The organism is Pseudomonas sp. NBRC 111143 (genome assembly GCF_001320965.1).
GTDB lineage: Bacteria > Pseudomonadota > Gammaproteobacteria > Pseudomonadales > Pseudomonadaceae > Aquipseudomonas > Aquipseudomonas machongensis.
The window spans coordinates 18,367-34,012 of record NZ_BCBT01000017.1; the positions used below are offsets into that span (position 1 = coordinate 18,367).

At 64.1% G+C, this 15,646-nt stretch carries 12 protein-coding genes; 3 read left to right on the plus strand and 9 right to left on the minus strand.

From position 1 onward, the window contains the following. Nucleotides 1-5: 5 nt before the first annotated feature. The 6 genes from sctV to APH44_RS11835 form a co-directional block, all read right to left on the minus strand. On the minus strand, nt 6-2,147 hold the full coding sequence (gene sctV / locus APH44_RS11815; RefSeq protein ID WP_054892877.1) for a type III secretion system export apparatus subunit SctV: 2,142 nt from the start codon (nt 2,145-2,147) through the stop codon (nt 6-8). Next, nucleotides 2,144-2,479, minus strand: a complete 336-nt coding sequence (locus APH44_RS11820; protein WP_371105658.1) for a tetratricopeptide repeat protein — start codon at nt 2,477-2,479, stop codon at nt 2,144-2,146. The genes sctV and APH44_RS11820 overlap by 4 nt, the downstream gene beginning before the upstream one ends. Continuing rightward, the gene (locus tag APH44_RS11825; protein ID WP_054892879.1) at nt 2,479-2,841 is read right to left on the minus strand and encodes a hypothetical protein; all 363 of its coding nucleotides are present in this window, start codon (nt 2,839-2,841) and stop codon (nt 2,479-2,481) included. The genes APH44_RS11820 and APH44_RS11825 overlap by 1 nt, the downstream gene beginning before the upstream one ends. 8 nt (nt 2,842-2,849) lie before the next feature. Then, nucleotides 2,850-3,779 carry an FHA domain-containing protein gene (locus tag APH44_RS11830; protein ID WP_054892880.1) on the minus strand — a complete coding sequence of 310 codons (930 nt, stop codon included), beginning with the start codon at nt 3,777-3,779 and terminating at the stop codon, nt 2,850-2,852. A gap of 111 nt (nt 3,780-3,890) precedes the next feature. Continuing rightward, nucleotides 3,891-4,055 (minus strand): hypothetical protein, encoded by a 165-nt coding sequence (locus APH44_RS30080; protein ID WP_172964786.1) that lies wholly within the window; start codon nt 4,053-4,055, stop codon nt 3,891-3,893. Nucleotides 4,056-4,469: 414 nt separating this feature from the next. Further along, nucleotides 4,470-5,255: a helix-turn-helix transcriptional regulator gene (locus tag APH44_RS11835; protein ID WP_054892881.1), complete on the minus strand. Its 786-nt coding sequence runs from the start codon at nt 5,253-5,255 to the stop codon at nt 4,470-4,472. 177 nt (nt 5,256-5,432) lie between these two features. Here APH44_RS11835 and APH44_RS11840 point away from each other — a divergent pair, with 177 nt between their 5' ends. Together APH44_RS11840 and APH44_RS11845 are read left to right on the plus strand one after the other, a co-directional pair. Continuing rightward, entirely contained in the window at nt 5,433-6,257 is an 825-nt protein-coding gene (locus tag APH44_RS11840; RefSeq protein WP_054892882.1) for a carbon-nitrogen hydrolase family protein, read from the plus strand. A 138-nt stretch (nt 6,258-6,395) separates the two neighbouring features. Then, complete coding sequence (locus APH44_RS11845; protein WP_054892883.1) at nt 6,396-7,718, plus strand: APC family permease; 1,323 nt, start codon at nt 6,396-6,398, stop codon at nt 7,716-7,718. 44 nt (nt 7,719-7,762) lie between these two features. Here APH44_RS11845 and APH44_RS11850 read toward each other — a convergent pair whose 3' ends face one another. Genes APH44_RS11850 through APH44_RS11860 form a run of 3 tightly spaced genes read right to left on the minus strand, consistent with a single transcriptional unit; the run spans nt 7,763 to nt 11,836 of the window. After that, entirely contained in the window at nt 7,763-9,985 is a 2,223-nt protein-coding gene (locus APH44_RS11850) for a GMC family oxidoreductase (protein WP_054892884.1), read from the minus strand. Then, nucleotides 9,982-10,479, minus strand: coding sequence for a sorbitol dehydrogenase (locus APH44_RS11855; protein WP_054892885.1), 498 nt, complete (start codon nt 10,477-10,479; stop codon nt 9,982-9,984). Before APH44_RS11855 ends, APH44_RS11850 begins: the two co-directional genes overlap by 4 nt. A 4-nt stretch (nt 10,480-10,483) precedes the next feature. Further along, entirely contained in the window at nt 10,484-11,836 is a 1,353-nt protein-coding gene (locus APH44_RS11860; RefSeq protein WP_054892886.1) for a hypothetical protein, read from the minus strand. A 330-nt stretch (nt 11,837-12,166) separates the two neighbouring features. On the opposite strand from APH44_RS11860, the gene APH44_RS11865 reads away from it, so the two are divergent. Next, nucleotides 12,167-15,592 (plus strand): hypothetical protein, encoded by a 3,426-nt coding sequence (locus APH44_RS11865; protein WP_054892887.1) that lies wholly within the window; start codon nt 12,167-12,169, stop codon nt 15,590-15,592. The last annotated feature ends 54 nt before the right edge of the window (nt 15,593-15,646 follow it).

Sequence of the window (15,646 nt, forward strand, 5' to 3'; positions counted from 1 at the left end):
ACCGATCATGAAGCACTCGCCAGAGAAGTGACCGAAGCGCCGCTGGTGGAGCGGCGTTGAGAGGTGTCGCCAAGTTCGAGGGTGCCCACGGCCTGCAGGTTGTATTCACCGGCCAGCTCGCGGAACGACAGCACGGCCAGCTCCATGTCGCCACGCAGCACCAGGCGGCGCAGGTGGCGGCGCAGTTCCGGGTGCACCAGCAGTACGCTGGTGCGGTCTTCGGGCAGGCGCTCGCAGGCCTGGCGCAGTTGCAGCATCAAGGCGCGGCTGACCTGCTCGGGAATCGCCTCGCGGCCACCGTCCTGACGGCGCATGCCGGTGCGCAACTGCTGCTCCAAAGCCGGCGCCAGCACCAGGGCGCTGATCACCCGGTTGCGGTCGGCATATTGGTGGCTGATCTGTCGGGCCAGGGCGGCGCGCAGGTGCTCGGCCAGGTGCGCGGCGTCGGCATCGCGCCCACCCCAGTCGACCATGGCCTCAAGCAAGGCGCGCTGGTTGCGGATCGACACACCCTCTGCAACCAGGTAGCGCAGGGCTTCGGCCATGCGCTGCAACGACAGGTTGCGCAGCACTTCCTTGATCAGCTCGCCATAGCTGCCCTCGATGCTTTCCAGCAGCGCACGGGTCTCCTGGATGCCGAGAAAATCTGCCGCGTAGCGGCGCAGGGTGCGCTCGACCGTCGCCCGAAGGACTTCCTCGGGGAGCATGAAGCCGATGCCCGCCTGTTCCAGACGCTCCTGGTACTCACGAGCGATCCAGTGGGCGCTGCGCGCAGCCAGGGGCGAGTCGGCTTCGATCATCGGGATGTCGAGCAACTGCACATTGACCGGGTCGTCCCTGAGCAGCAGGCAATCGGCAGGCAGTTCACCTTCGCTCACCGGCACGCCTTCAAGTTCGATGACGAAGCGCTGGGCGGCGCTCTTCGCGTCCACATGCACGGCGGCCAAGGGCACATCGATGCCGAGCTCGCCACGGATCTCGTGGCACAGCGCCTCGAAGCGCTGGCGCAGCGGCTGCTCCGGCGCACTGGCCGCAAGGCCCGGCCCCATGACCAGGAGGATGCGGCAGTTGAGCGGCTTGCTCGCCGACACGCTGGGCTCCACCGCTGGCACCTGGGGTTCATCCTCGGCCTCCGGCGCTTGCACCGGCTCAGCCTGCTCGGCCGCCTGGCGACGCTTGAGGTAGAACGCCGAGCCAGCCAGCACTGCGGCAAGCACGAAGAACACCGCCGCCGGGAAGCCCGGCAGCAGGCCGATGCCCAGCAGGATCAATGCCGTGAGGAACAAGGCACGATGGCTGGCGCCCAACTGGCGAATGATCTCCGTCCCCAGGTCACCGCTGGCGCCGTCGCTGTTGACGCGAGTGACCACGGTGCCGGCCGCCACCGAAATCAGCAGCGCCGGAATCTGTGCGATCAGGCCATCACCGACGGTCAGCAGCGAATAGGTGTGCACTGCGGTGCCGAACGGCATGTCGCGCTCGACCATGCCGATCAGCATGCCGCCCAGCAGGTTCACCGCGAGGATCACCAGGCCGGCGATGGCGTCGCCCTTGACGAACTTCATCGCACCGTCCATGGCGCCGAACATCTGGCTTTCACGCTCCAGGCGCGAACGACGGCGACGGGCTTCGGCCTGGTCGATGTCGCCATTGCGCAGGTCGTTGTCGATGCTCATCTGCTTGCCGGGCATGGCATCGAGGGTGAAGCGCGCGGCCACCTCGGCAACCCGCTCGGCACCTTTGGTGATGACCACGAACTGCGCCACGGTGATGATCAGGAACACCACCAGGCCGACCACCACTTGGCCTGCGATGACGAAGTCACCGAACGCCTGGACGATATGGCCGGCATCGCCGTGCAGCAGGATCAACCGCGTGGTGGTGATCGACAGCGACAGGCGGAACAGGGTGCTCAGCAGGATCAGCGGCGGCAGCGCCGAGAACTCCACCGAGTGGTTGATATAGAAGGCGACGATCAGGATCAGCATGCTCAGGGCGATGTTCAGGCCGATCAGGCCGTCGACCAGGTAGGTCGGCAGCGGGATGATCATCATCGCGATGGCCATCAGCATGAACGACACGATGATCACGTCGGTGCGCTGGGACGCCGCCCGCGCCAGGCCGTTGAGGCGATCGAGCGGGCTCATCGGGCGGCCCTGCGTGCACTGAGGTAGCGCTTGAAGCACTGGCGCGCCTCGTCCTTGCGCCCACCGCGCCACAGCGCATGGCTGCGCAGCAGCAACAGGCCGGGTGACTCGCCTTCCTGCTCGGTGAGGCGGTCGAGTGCGTTCAGGGCGCGGCTGGCGTTGCCGCTGTCGGTGAAGGCCATGGCCAGGTAGCGCAGCAGCGTGCCGTCCTGGGGGGCCATCTGCGCGGCGATCAACAGCATCACCAGCGCGCGCTGGGGCTGACCGCTGCGGCGGTAGAGGTCGCCCAGGCCCTTGAGCAGTTCGATGCTGTCGTGTCGTTCGCGGGACATCATGGTTCCTGCACCTCGGCGCGTTGCTGCTCCAGGGACTGGCGCAGATGGATCTCTTCACGAAGCAGGTCTTCGGCCAGCTCGCGGATCTCCGGTTCGGCATCCAGCGACGGCATGACTTCGTCCAGCAGGTACTGCAACAGGTCCAGCGCGCGGGTGCCGCTGAACAGGTCCGGGTTGATCTCCTCGCCGGCACAGGCTTGCTCGAGCTCTGCGCGCAGCGAACGGCGGCCAGCGACTTCACGCTTGCCCAGCAGCGCATCGAAGCGGGCGTTCGGGCGCGCCTGCAGCGGGCGTACGGCCTCGACGGAGGCGGTCTTTTCGGTGGAAGACGGCAACAATGGCCGCGGTTCGATCCTCATGCTCGGTCCTATAAGGTCAGGGTGAAGCGTTCTTCACCCCTGGCCAGGATCACCTGGTCGCTGTCGATACGTTCCAGCATCCAGCCGTCGGCCAAGGCCGCGCCGGGATAGAGGCGCTTGCCGCTTTCGCTGATCACATAGGGGTTGTTGCCGAACCACACCGCCTGGAAGCGCACCCGTGGACGGGCGATATCGGCCTGGGCGGTGACCGTGCTGTGCAGCATCACCTGCTGGCCGTAGCGCTGGTCGTAGTCCTGGCGTACGGCGAGCCAGCGCGCCTTCTGCGTCAGGTCCAGGCGCCCCTCGGCCACCAGTTGCCCGCCTGCTTCGCTGAGCCGTACGCCTTCCAGGCCGTTGGCCAGCAACTGCTGCCCCAGCCATTGATGGGCCTGCGCCAGCGAAGGCAGCTGCGGCGCGCGCGGTACGGGGGTCACACTGGCGGCCAGGGGCTTGGGTGGCTCGCCACGCATGGCGTAGGCGAAGGCGCAGATCAGCATCAGGCCCAGCGCCAGCGCGACGTGGGTGCGGGTGAATGCCGAGGCGTGCTGGGGCTGTGCGATTGCGGCAGCGGCGCGCGCGGGCTGTTCGTGCTCCAGGCTCAACTGCGCCTCGCCCAAGGCGATACGCAGCGGCAACTGAGCGCGATAACCGCTGCCGAGCGGAACGATGATCGCCCGCCCCTGCGGGTCTTCGACCCGCACTTCGCCGCCCACGGCCTCGACTGCGACCTTGCCGTCTGCCAGGCGCAATACCAGATGACGGGGCTCGACGCCCGGGTCATTGAGAATGAAGTCGGCATCAGGTGTGCTGCCGAAGGTGTACTGGGTGCCGTCCAGACTGATCCGGCCACCCTGGTGCAGACCCTGGGTGACGCTGAGTACCGGCTTGGAGGCTGTCGCGCCACCGGTGACGGCGGCCAGAGCGGTAAGGGCTGTCATGGGCGGGGCACCACCGTGAATACCACGGGCAACGGCCATTCAGGCCCTTGCCGAAAAATGCGTCGTTGCAAGACATGCGGGCGGAGCAACCCCCGCCCGCAAGGCACAACGTCAGTTCTGCGGACGCTGTTTGGTGGCGTCGAGCTCAGCCTTCTTGGCAGTGGTCAGCTCGGTGATCTGGGCCGACTTCTCGATGGCCATGTTGAAAGTGGCTTCCATCTTGGCGATTGCTGCGTCTGCGCCGCCACCGCTGCTTGCTGGAGGTACGTTGCTCATGGTGATACTCCTTCAGGATAGGGATTCGTAAGAAGCCGCTTTGAGGCGGGTAGAAGTCCGTGCAAGACAGCGACCGAAGGGGATGTAGGCAGTCGCTTTCCAACACGGGGCCCATGTTAGGCAATGAATATTCGCCACTGCTGTGAAACGTTGTGAAAGGTTGGGAAAACTCTTGATACAAATCACCAGACAGCGCCTTTACACAGGCTACAATCCAGGCACAGCAAGGCCTTCAGCTGGAAGGCCGAATACCTTGGAATGTCTCGGATTGGGTAAAACGCGCTGTTTTTCTGGTCGAAACAGCCGGCAGTGAAGTTCAGTTATCGAACAAACGTAGTCACCCAGGAGGCACTACAGGGCAAATATTACAAGGCGGCAGGATGAACGGATAAATAATGACTTCTGTGAACTCAATCAACTTTGCGCCTGCAGAAACAGCGAGAACAACTCGGACTGTGACTTGATGCCCAATTTGCTGTACATGTGCTTGCGGTGCACTTTCACGGTCTCGGCGGATATCGCCAGCTTGCGCGCTATTTCCTTGCTCGAACAACCACTGAGCATCAAGCGCCCCACTTCCAGTTCCCGTGCCGTCAGGGGTGTCTGCAGCGCCTCGACGGTTTCCTCCAGGCGACTCTGCCAGCGTGGCGCCGGTGGCGTTGCCTGCTCCAGTAATTCACGCTCGAACGTCATGCGCTGGCGCATCAGCCCGGCCACCCAGGGGCGCAGCAGGTCGAGCAGGGTGATCTGCTCGGCGCTGAAACGCCCCTTGGTCCCCAGCGACAGGCACAAGGTGCGCTCCTTCTCGAGCTGGACATTGAACTGCACCTCGTCGGCCACCACATTCAGGCGAAAGTAGCGCTGGTAGTAGTCGGTCTGCTCGAAGCACTCCGGCGCCACGTCCGCCAGCTGGAACAGGCCGCTGCCCGGCGCCTCGCGGCTGGCGATGTAGAACGGGTCGAGCAGGTACAGGCCCTTGAGGTAGTCCTGGAACAGCGGGTCGGGCCCGCCATCCTCGCCTGGACACTCGGCGAACACTTGCGGTCTACCATTGCTGAAGAGCAAGGCCACCCAGCTGTCGAACGGCACATACTGATCGAGCAGGCGCACCAGGGCGAGCCAGAAGCCGGGCTTGTCGAGCGTCTCGACCAGGTGACCGACCGAGCGGTGCCAGGCCAGGTCCTGCAGCGTAAGGTTCATGCCTCTACCCCTGTTGGGTTACCACGTGGGCGTAATTACCCCTGATACGGTGCCCGACGCATACTCGGGCAAGCCTTGCCTCGGTCCGATGCGCATTCTGACCGTTTTTCACCGGGCGGTCATGTCACCGCCATGGCTCGGGCATTTCAATAAAAGATTGGGTCTATGAGAACAGCAATGAAGGTCGAACTCGTGCAACTGGTGGGCCGCGACGGTGACACCGCCTACAACCTGAGCCGCACCCTGGAGGCGATCCACGCCTGCCCTGCCGGCACCGACCTGGTGGTATTCCCTGAAACCCAGCTGATGGGGTTCCCCAGCGAAGACAACATCGCAACCCTCGCCGAACCCCTTGACGGCCCAAGCGTACGCGCCGTGCAACAGGCAGCGCGCGAACGTGACGTCGGCGTGGTGGTCGGCATGGCCGAAGCGGGTGAAGACGGCCGCTTCTACAACACCACCCTGCTGATCACCGCTGAAGGCATCGCCCTGAAATACCGCAAGACCCACCTGTGGGCGTCGGACCGCGGCATCTTCACTCCGGGCGACCGCTACGCCACCACGCTGTTCAAGGGGGTGCGGGTCGGCTTGCTGATCTGTTTCGACATCGAGTTCCCTGAAAGCGCCCGCGCCCTCGGCCAACTGGGCGTCGAGCTGATCCTGGTGACCAACGGCAACATGGACCCCTACGGGCCGACCCACCGCACCGCGATCAGTGGCCGCGCCATGGAAAACCAGGCATTCGCGGTGATGGTCAACCGCGTCGGCGAGGGTGATGGCGCGCTGGTGTTCGCCGGCGGCAGCGCGGTGGTCGACCCGTACGGGCAGTTGCTCTGCGAAGCCGGGCGCGAGGAGTGCCGCATCGGGCTGGAACTGGACCTGGCGCAACTGGATGTTGCCCGTCGCGACTACAGCTACCTGGCCGAGCGCCGCTTTGTCCTGCCGGGCGAAGTGCGCGAGCACGATAGCGGCCTGCGCGAGCTGATCATCGATAACCGCTGACACCACCGCATCTATAGGGAACTCAACAATCCTGAGGGTCACGCAGACTGCAAAGCGCTGACCCGCGACGGGCAAGGGATGCCATTTTTTGCGTCGATTTCGACTCTGCATAACAAACATAATCTGGAGTAAGCAGTAATGGCCCGACTCAAGCGAACCCTTTCGCTCAGTGCGGTGGTGCTGTTCGGCATCGCCTACATGACCCCGATCATCGTCCTCGGCACCTTCGGCATCCTCGCCGACACCACTGGCGGCGTGGTCCCCTCGGCGTACCTCGCCGCCTCCGTCGCCATGCTGTTCACCGCCCTGAGCTACGGGCGCATGGCCGCCGCTTTCCCGGTGGCGGGCTCGGCGTACACCTATGTGCGCAAGTCGATCAGCCCGAAACTGGGCTTCCTGGCCGGCTGGGGCGTGCTGCTCGACTACCTGTTCCTGCCCATGGCCATCTGGCTGATCGGCGCAGCCTACCTGCACTCGGCCTTCCCCGCCGTGCCACAGGCGCTGTGGGTGCTGGCGTTCATCGGCGTGACCACGGCGATCAACGTGGTCGGCCTGCGCCTGGCGAAGAACATCAACGGCGCGCTGATGCTGGTGCAGTTCCTGGTGCTGGCGGCCTTCGTGGTGCTGGCGATCCACTATGTGCTGGGGGATGCGAGCAAACCGCTGTGGTCGCTTGAGCCTTTCTTCAAGGAAGGCGTGCAACTGCCGCTGATCATGAGCGGTGCAGCGATTGCCTGCTATTCGTTCCTGGGCTTCGATGCCGTGAGTACCCTGACCGAGGAAACCCACGAGCCGCGCAAGAACATCCCGCGGGCAATCCTGCTGATTACCCTGATCGGTGGCTTCCTGTTCATCGCCGCCAGCTACTTCGTGCAGCTTGCCCACCCCTCCACCCAGTTCGAAAACGCCGACTCGGGGGCCTACGAGATCGCCCGCAATATCGGTGGCGACCTGTTCGTCAGCCTGTTCCTGGTCGGCTTGATCGTCGGTCAGTTCACCTCGGGGCTGTCCGCCCAGGCCAGCGCCTCGCGCTTGCTGTTCGCCATGGGGCGTGACGGTGTACTGCCCAAGGCATTCTTCGGGCGCCTGAGCGAGCGCTTCGGCACCCCGGTCGGCAGCATCGTGCTGTGCGGCGTGGTGGCGCTGCTGGCGTTGCACATGGATGTCACCACTTCCACCTCGTTCATCAACTTCGGCGCCTTCCTGGCCTTCAGCCTGGTCAACCTGTCGGTGGTGTTCCACTACTGGATCGGCCGTGGCGAACGCGGGCCACGCGCGGTGCTGCTGTTCCTGGTGTTCCCGCTGATCGGCCTGCTGGCAGACCTGTGGCTGATGGTGAGCCTGGATCACCTGGCGATCTACCTGGGCCTGGCCTGGCTGGCGGCGGGCATCCTGTATCTGGCCGTGCTGACGGGTGGATTCAGCAAGCAGCCGCCAGAAATGCATTTCGAAGAAGCGTGATCGGAGGGCACCGGCCACGCCGGTGCCCATCCTGCCATCGCGGACTACAAGGATCCGAAGCTCAGCTCGACGCTCAAGCTGCCCAGGTTGTCGCGCAGACCAACCCCGTAGCGCCCCTCCAGATCGTCATTGATGCACAACTGCAGCTCGCCCTTCTGACCGCGGGGCAGCTGCACCTTGTCCCCCACCAGAAACGGCGTTCCGTTGCTGCCGATACGGCCGATCAGCGCACCTTCGTTCTGCCCGGGCAAGGTATAGCCGGGCTTGGCGATCAAGCCGGCATTACCCCTGGCGCCCACGAACCCGGTCGCCGGGTTGGCCGTCCACTGCCCGCCCTTGCACACCGCCAACTGCCAACTGTGGCCATTGACCTGCACCCCGGTCCCCTGCCAGGCCTGGTTGGCCTGGACCTCGACGGTGCGCGCAAGCAGGTCGCTGGCCACCACATCGGCAGCCTGGAAGGTCAGCGCGGTGATGGTCAGGGTCGGGTTGGCAGTGCCGGTGGTAGGGAACACACCGTCGCCGACCAGGAACAGGTTCTTGTGGTCCCAACTGCGCTGCTGCTTGTCGACCACCGACTTGCCCGGGTCGCTACCCATGCGGTAGGTGCCCATCAGGTGCCCGGCGCCATAGAACGCATAGCGTTCGTTGCCATAGTCGAACACCGTTTGCGGTCCGCCGTTCTTGTCTGGATGGAAGTTGGTCAGCTCGCTGGCGCCCATCAGCTCGGTGATGATGTGCGTTGCGGCCAAACGCGCCTGCCTGAATCCTTCCTTGGTGTAGTCGGAAAAATCATATTCGATCTCCGGTCGAGCCAGTCCGAGGCCATCGGTGAGGGTATCGCTGACCTTCACTCGACACAGCGCCTTGTCCGGGTCTTTTTCCAACTGTTCGACCAGAAAGCCCAGGCGGAACTGGCGAGTCAGCACGCTGTTGAGCTGCTGCACCAGCTCCTTGCCAGACAGCGCCGACTTCTTGGGGTTGGTCCCGCCCTCGTTGGTCCCGTCGATGTAGTCGCAAACGGCCTTGTAAGGGTCCTCCTGCGACCAGTTCCAGCCCTCGTTGCCGATCTCGATACGCCAGGCCGCATGTTTCCTGCGAAAGTCGCCGTCACGCATTTCCTCGATACCTGAAGTCGACAGCGGGCCACGGAACGGGAACAGCGGTTTACCTTCGGGCATCAGGCCCCAGGCCAGGTAAACCGGGTGGTCCGACAAGCCACAGCCAAGCTGCTTGCTGCTGTTGGCAACCCCATCCGGCCAATCCTTGCTTTTGGAGTTGAGCAGCAGTTTCGGCGTCTCGATGGCATGGGCGGCGATGACGTAACGCTGACCCTGGGCCACGCCATCATTGCGCTTGCCGTCGGCCTGGTACTGGATGAACTCGATGCCACTGACTTGCTTGTCGGTCACCAGCACCTTGCTGGCGACGGTCTGGTAGAGGATGCGCACGTTGCCAGTGTCCAGCGCCTTGGCCATGGTCACGGTGGCATCGTACTTGGCCTGGATCGGGCAGATCGGCGTACAGCTGGTATTACCGGCACAGACCCGCCGCCCGTTGTCGTTCTGCGAGTTGCGTCCGGCCGGGGTCGGGCGCACCTTCAGCGTGATGCCGTTATAGCGCTTGCCGTCGATTGCCTTGGCCACGCCCTGGTCGACCAGCGAAGGCGGGATGCCGTGCATGCGGTACTGGTAGCCTTCGGGGAAGGTCACGCCGAGGTAGGACTGGGCCGCCACATCGGCAGACACGCCCATCTCCTCCTCGGCGCGGCAGTACGCGGTCTGCAGGTCGGCATAGCTGATCGGCCAATCGACCCCGACGTTGTAGGCCGACTTCATGCGAAAGTCATTGGGCAACAGGCGCAGTGCGGTGCCCATCCAGTGCCACATGGTGCCGCCGCCGACCCGCTCGTAGGTGCTGGCGAACAGCAGTGGCCCCTTTTGTACCAGGTAGCTTTTCTGCTGCTTGTGCGGGTCGCTGCCGCCGGCGGTGATCAGGTCCTGGATGGTGGCCCGGGGGGCGAACTGCTTGTCCGGGGTCTGCTCGCCCTGCTCAGGCGGATAGGGCGATTCAGGCGATTTGAGCACCGCGGTGTAGAAACGCTCCAGGTACTCGCTGCGGTTCGGCGGAATCGCCGGCCCCGACTCCAGCACCAGTACCTTGAGCCCGGCCAGGCCCAACTGGTAGGCCATCACGCTGCCGGCCATGCCGGCGCCCACGACGATCACATCGGCTTGCTCGATGTTCTTGGCTTGTACGAGGCTCATGGCTGCTGCCCTTCCTTGGCTTTGACACCGGTGAATTGCTCGAGGGTTGGTGGCTGCTCGGCCCAGTAGCCGAAGTGATACTGGCTGTAGCCCATGGGATGGGCCTGGGCGATCTTCCATGCCCAGCTTTCCTTGTAGGCCTGGTCGGAAACCACGTGGATATCACCTTGGGTTTTCCGCGCGTCCTTCAGGTCGTAGGGCTGGTACCAACTGCCCAGCAGCCAGAGCTTCATGATCGAACGCGCGCCCTGGGCGATCGGTGAATCCTTGCGCTCCAGAATGGCGGCGGCGATCTCTTTCTCGGGCCGACCCTTGAGGCTGACAAACAGCTCCAGCAGATGGCTGAAGGCTGCCGCGCCCATGCCGCTTTGCGCTGTGGCGAAAAACACCGGTGGCAGGTTGACCGGGTCGTCGGACGGGGCAAGGTGGTCGCTGGACAGCCCCGTCAGCAGCGCCGAAAGCTCGATGAAGTTCTGCAGGTTCTGGTCGTTCATGGCATCACTCCTTGGCGCCAGTGGATTGGGCACGTTCAAGCAGGAAGGTGAAGTCGGCGAAACTGGTGCGCGGCGACTCGGTCACCCGGGTGGTCGCGTTGTTGTGGCACTCCATGCAGCTCGAAGACGCCTGCGGCACGGTGCCCTGGTTGTAGGTTTCCAGCGTCGCGTTGGCCAGGAAGCTTGGCGCCGGAGAGCCCAAGGGATTGACCGGGTCCGGTACCTGGCACTTCGGATCCTTGGCGGGCTTGGTCGGCCATTGCGTACTGACCAGTTGGTAGTTGGCCCAGACCGTGCCGGCCAGCGCGCCTCGCCACTGCTGGTTGAGCGCCTGGGCGGCGGCAGTGATCGGAATCTCGCGCACGATCTGCGACGGCTCGGCCTTTTTCGACGGATCCCACGGCTGCGCCGGCGGCTCGTTGATCGGCCGATCGGCCTTGGCGTCATAGAACAGGTACGGCCCCTTGCGCTCACTCACCGGCGTAGTCTTTTCCGGCACGTTGCGCACGTGCTCGAACGTCGACCACACCCACTGCTGCGCGTCCTGGGTCTTGTGTACGATGTGCAGCCCGACCAGGCCGACCTTCTGCGCACTGCACGACTCGGGGATGAGCGCCCCTTTGTCCGGATCGTCATTGCCCGGGGTGTAAACCAGCGCATCGACGGCATGGAACTCATCGGCCTTGTCGCTTGCGTCGAGGACCTTCCAGGCCGACTTGACCATGATCGCGCCGACCCGCTTATCCTCGTTCGAACCGCAGGCAAAGGCGATGCGGTTGTCGCTCTTGCCGAGGAACGCCTGTTGCCCCTCCTTGCTGTAGAGGCCGTTGTTGACGATATCGTCGAACATCGGCTGGTTGACCATGATCGCGTTGCGCGTGTACTGCCCGCTCTGGTCGACCAGTGGCCCGGTCTTGAACGGCTGGATGAACTCATCGAGCACTCCGGCGACCTTGCCCATCTGCTGCAGCACAGGCAGGTTGCCCTTGCCCTCACAGGCCGCGGGAAGCGGGGCTTTCTCGTGCCAACCTACAGGTTTCTGCCCCTTGGGCAGGAAGATCTCGTAACTCTCCTTCCACGACTCCCACACCGTCGTTGTGTTCGGCTTGCCGATCGGCGCATCGGTGTCGGCACTGCCATCGGGCTTGGCCGGCCAGTTCAGGGCGACGAAGGTCTTCCACGACAACAGGTCGAAATCGTGCTGCAGGCTTTCAAGGGTAGGTGTGGGCGGTACCACGACGGTGACATCGAAGGGAATCTGCGGCGACAGCACGGGGCTGTCTGCCACAGCGGCCATGGCCAGTACGCTGGTGAAGCCTGCGCCCAGGCAGGCCAGGTGTTTCGGTCGTGTTCTCATTATCGTCTCCTCAGCAGATAAAGCGTCGGGACGACACAAGAGGCGGGTCCTTCATGGTCCCAGTATTCAGCGTTATCCCTGACGCTGATTTGCAGGCTAGCTGGCCATTTGCCATAGGCCAAATAATCGGATTAACGGTAGGGTTATTGCCTCTGCCGTAACGATCAGGACCGTTGTTTCACAGACGTAAAACGTTGTGAATTCCCGCGCACTGAAATCTTTGCTTACATCTTGTTCTGCTACCGTCGAGCCGCCTCGAGGGTCGCCGAGCGTCCAGCAACACTGACACGCCTTGCGCCCTTTCTGCCCCGACGAAAGGAGTTTCACGGCATGTCGACCAGCCCCCTCACCCGTAGCGCCGACATCAAACTGTCAGAGCCACGCGACCACAAGCCCGCCGCCACCTTCCGCGTGCTGCTCGCCAACAGCGAGCGCAACGCCGACAGCTACCGCAGTGCCAAGCCCGACGAGCAGATGCCCGCATTGGGCGAGCTGGCCTCGATCGAAGCCCCTGGCGCCCAGGGGGCCGACACCGTGCGCTACGTGACGACCGCAGGCGACGCCGTGCTGGTCAGCAAGGCCACCAACCCCAAGCTCTACCAACAGATCGTCGAGGCCCGCCCGGCGCTGGAGGCCATCGCCAAGAGCAAGCAGGACGGCTACGAACTGCTCGGCAAGGACGCCCAGGCCCCCGCTACCCTCGCTGACTACAAGGCCATCGGTGCCGCTGACGAAGTCGGCCCCGGCCTGATCCGCTACCAGACCGCCGACGGCAAGGCCTACATCGTCGCCGAGCAGGACAATCCTGACCTGTTCAAACAGGTCTCGCAGGACTACAAGGCACTCTCGGGCATCAACAGCAGCATCGCCGATGGCTACCAATGGGCCGGCGCCGACCAGGAGGTACCCGGCACGCTTGGCGACTTCCGCGCCGTGGGCCCGGCCGAGGAAGTCGGGCCGGGCGTGATCCGCTATGAGACCCAGGATGGCAGCAAGTACGTGGTGTCCGAGCGCGACAATCCCGAGCTGTACAAGGCCGCCGCCAGTGCCTATGACAGCCTCTCGGGCCTGCAGGCCAGCGAAGCCGACGGCTACCGGCGCGCCACCGACAATGAAGTCTGGCCGCCCTTCGACGGCACGGCCATCGGTGCTCGCGACGAGGTCGGCCCGGACCTTATCCGCTATGAACACAATGGCGAGAAAGTGGTGGTCGCCCGCGACGACAACCCCAAGCTGTTCGATTACCTGGCCGGCCTGCACGAGGTCTACAGCGACCCGGCCAAGGCTGGCGACATCCGCACCGCACTGGACAACGGTGCCGTGCTGGCCGATGCCAATACCCAGGCCCCGGGCCTGAACGACTACAAGGGCTTCGGCTGGACCACCGGCCAGGAAGACAATGTGCTCACCTACGAAACCCACGACGGCACCAAGGTCGTGGTCTCGCGCGACATCTCGCCGGAGCTGTTCAAGCAGGTGGCGACCGCCAACGACACCTGGGGCAAGATCCACGACAGCGAGAAGGAGGGCTACAAGCTCGCCGGCCCCAACGATTTCCTCAAGAACAAGGACATGTCCTTCGGCTCGCCGGACGAGCTGGGCGATGGCCTGATCCGCTTCGAGACCGACGAGGGCAAGTTCATCGTCTCCAAGGAGCTGAGCCCACAGCTGTACGACGAAGTGGTCGGCAAGTGGGAAGGCTGGACCAAGGGCGAGGTCGATGAGACCCGCAGCAAGTACAACCTGCCACCGCGCGAGGAACTCGATGCGCTCAATCTCAAGACCGGGGTCAAGGCCGATGAGAAGGATGCGTCCTCGCCCGAACTGACCGTGGGCGAGTTGGCCACCAAAGAGTTGCTCGACAGCTACCGCAAGGGCGTGCAGGACGGCTCGATCGCCAAGGACGACCCGCGCGCCAAGCTGGTCCGCGCCCTCGAAGCGCAGGCCGCCTACCAGAACGGCCGCGGCATCACCGGCTACGAGGAAGAGCCCGGCGCCTTCGGCGGCACATGGCGGGTGTTCGACAAGGAGCAGACCGAGCTCACCTCCGCCGACATGCACGACATCATCGACGGCGGCAAGCTCAAGGAGCAGATCAGCACCCTGTTCGCCGACGAGACCATCCAGAAGGACTACAAGTCGAAGATGGACGATGCGCTCAACCGCATCCCCAACAAGGACGAGGTCAAGCAGAAGCTGCTCGACCTGACCAACAACCCCGACTACATCGCCTACCTCAAGGACCTGCAGAAGCAGGGCAAGGACCACGAGGCCAAGGAAGACCTCAACAATACGCTCTCGGCCTTGTCGTTGTTCGATCCGGAGGCGGCGACCAAGGCGGCCCAGTCGATCCAGGCCGACGGCCTGACCAGCGACCTCAATGACCTGGTCGGCGACCCGAGCAAGATTTCCGACGAGAACAAGGAGCTGGCCACCAAGGACCTGTTCGGCCTGCTCAAGAGTGTGCTCAAGGGCTCACTGCTGGACATGCCGCGGCGCACCCAGGAGGTCATCGAGAAGTTTCTCGAAGAGGGGCTGCAGGGCAAGCAGAAGTCCTCGGTGGTCACCAAGGTGCTCGAAGAGCTGTCGCAGATCGACATGGCCAAGGGCAGCATCAGCGAGGCCGACCTGAAGACCGTGCTGTCCAAGCCCTATGTGCCGATTGCCGACCGCGGCACCCTCGGCGAGGTGTTCAGCGCCCTCAACAGCAAGGGCATCCTCGGCACGCTGGGTGCCGGGGTGAACCTGTTCTCGGGCATCTATCAACTGGTCGGCCAGGGCGGCAAGCTGGGCGAGACCTGGCAGCAACGCCTGTCGATCGCCAAGGACTTCGTCAGTTTTGCCGGCGCTGGCAGCCACTTCGCCAAGGTCGGCGATGCCATCGGCGGGCTGGTCGGCAAGAGCGGGTTGGTCGATTTCCTCGGCCTGGACAAGACCCTGCCGGAGATCTGGGGCAAGGGCGGGATCCAGGAGCCGAAGTTCGAATTCAAGCTCAGCGAGCTGCCGGCGAGCACCAAGGCCAAGATCGCCGAAGCGCTCGATACCCTGCCCGGCAGCAAGCTCGGGGACTTTTCCGACGTGCTCGGTGACGGCGCGGGCAACGCCAACGCCGCCAAGAACGCCTATGGCGGCATTACCCAGCGCCTGGAGGACGCCGTATCAGCCTCCGGCACGGTCAAGCTGCCACCGGGCAAGGCGGCGAAGATTGCGGGGTCGGTGATCAAGGTACTGGGTCCGGCCACCGACCTTGCCGGTGGTTTCGCCGACATCGTCCTGGGGGCCTTCACCATCAAGAACGCAATCAAAGATGGCGATCCGCTGGCCAAGGCCTCCGGTGGGCTGCAGATCGCCGGCGGTGCCTTCGGTGCCTCGGCCGGTGTACTCGGTGCTGCCAGCCTGTTCGGTGCAGGCACGGCCGCAGCGCTGACCGGACCTTTCTTCCTGGTGGGCGTGGTGCTGGGGGTGATCGGCGGGATCATCGGTTACTTCGTCGATCACAACAAACGGCAGAAGGCCAGCGAGAAGGAAAACGACTGGTACCGGGACCTGGCGGCCGATGGATTGTTGCAGGGCGACTGGGCGGACAAGGTCGAGTATGCCCACTACTCGATCCACCATTACGGCGACCGCGAGGCGCCGGAGGATGACAGCCTGTTCCGCTTCCAGGAGGCCGAATGGAAGCATTTCGACGAGACGCCGCAGAAGAATGGCTCGTCGAGCAACCGCCTGGACGACAAGTTGCACGTGGATCATTGAGCCACTGATTGCAATCCACCCCTGTGGGAGCGGGCTTGCCCGCGAAAAGAGCGC

Coding starts and splice junctions, on each gene's coding strand:
- sctV (WP_054892877.1), bottom strand. CDS start 2,147: ATGAGCCCGCTCGATCGCCTCAACGGCCTGGCGCGGGCGGCGTCCCAG.
- APH44_RS11820 (WP_371105658.1), bottom strand. CDS start 2,479: ATGTCCCGCGAACGACACGACAGCATCGAACTGCTCAAGGGCCTGGGC.
- APH44_RS11825 (WP_054892879.1), bottom strand. CDS start 2,841: ATGAGGATCGAACCGCGGCCATTGTTGCCGTCTTCCACCGAAAAGACC.
- APH44_RS11830 (WP_054892880.1), bottom strand. CDS start 3,779: ATGACAGCCCTTACCGCTCTGGCCGCCGTCACCGGTGGCGCGACAGCC.
- APH44_RS30080 (WP_172964786.1), bottom strand. CDS start 4,055: ATGAGCAACGTACCTCCAGCAAGCAGCGGTGGCGGCGCAGACGCAGCA.
- APH44_RS11835 (WP_054892881.1), bottom strand. CDS start 5,255: ATGAACCTTACGCTGCAGGACCTGGCCTGGCACCGCTCGGTCGGTCAC.
- APH44_RS11840 (WP_054892882.1), top strand. CDS start 5,433: ATGAAGGTCGAACTCGTGCAACTGGTGGGCCGCGACGGTGACACCGCC.
- APH44_RS11845 (WP_054892883.1), top strand. CDS start 6,396: ATGGCCCGACTCAAGCGAACCCTTTCGCTCAGTGCGGTGGTGCTGTTC.
- APH44_RS11850 (WP_054892884.1), bottom strand. CDS start 9,985: ATGAGCCTCGTACAAGCCAAGAACATCGAGCAAGCCGATGTGATCGTC.
- APH44_RS11855 (WP_054892885.1), bottom strand. CDS start 10,479: ATGAACGACCAGAACCTGCAGAACTTCATCGAGCTTTCGGCGCTGCTG.
- APH44_RS11860 (WP_054892886.1), bottom strand. CDS start 11,836: ATGAGAACACGACCGAAACACCTGGCCTGCCTGGGCGCAGGCTTCACC.
- APH44_RS11865 (WP_054892887.1), top strand. CDS start 12,167: ATGTCGACCAGCCCCCTCACCCGTAGCGCCGACATCAAACTGTCAGAG.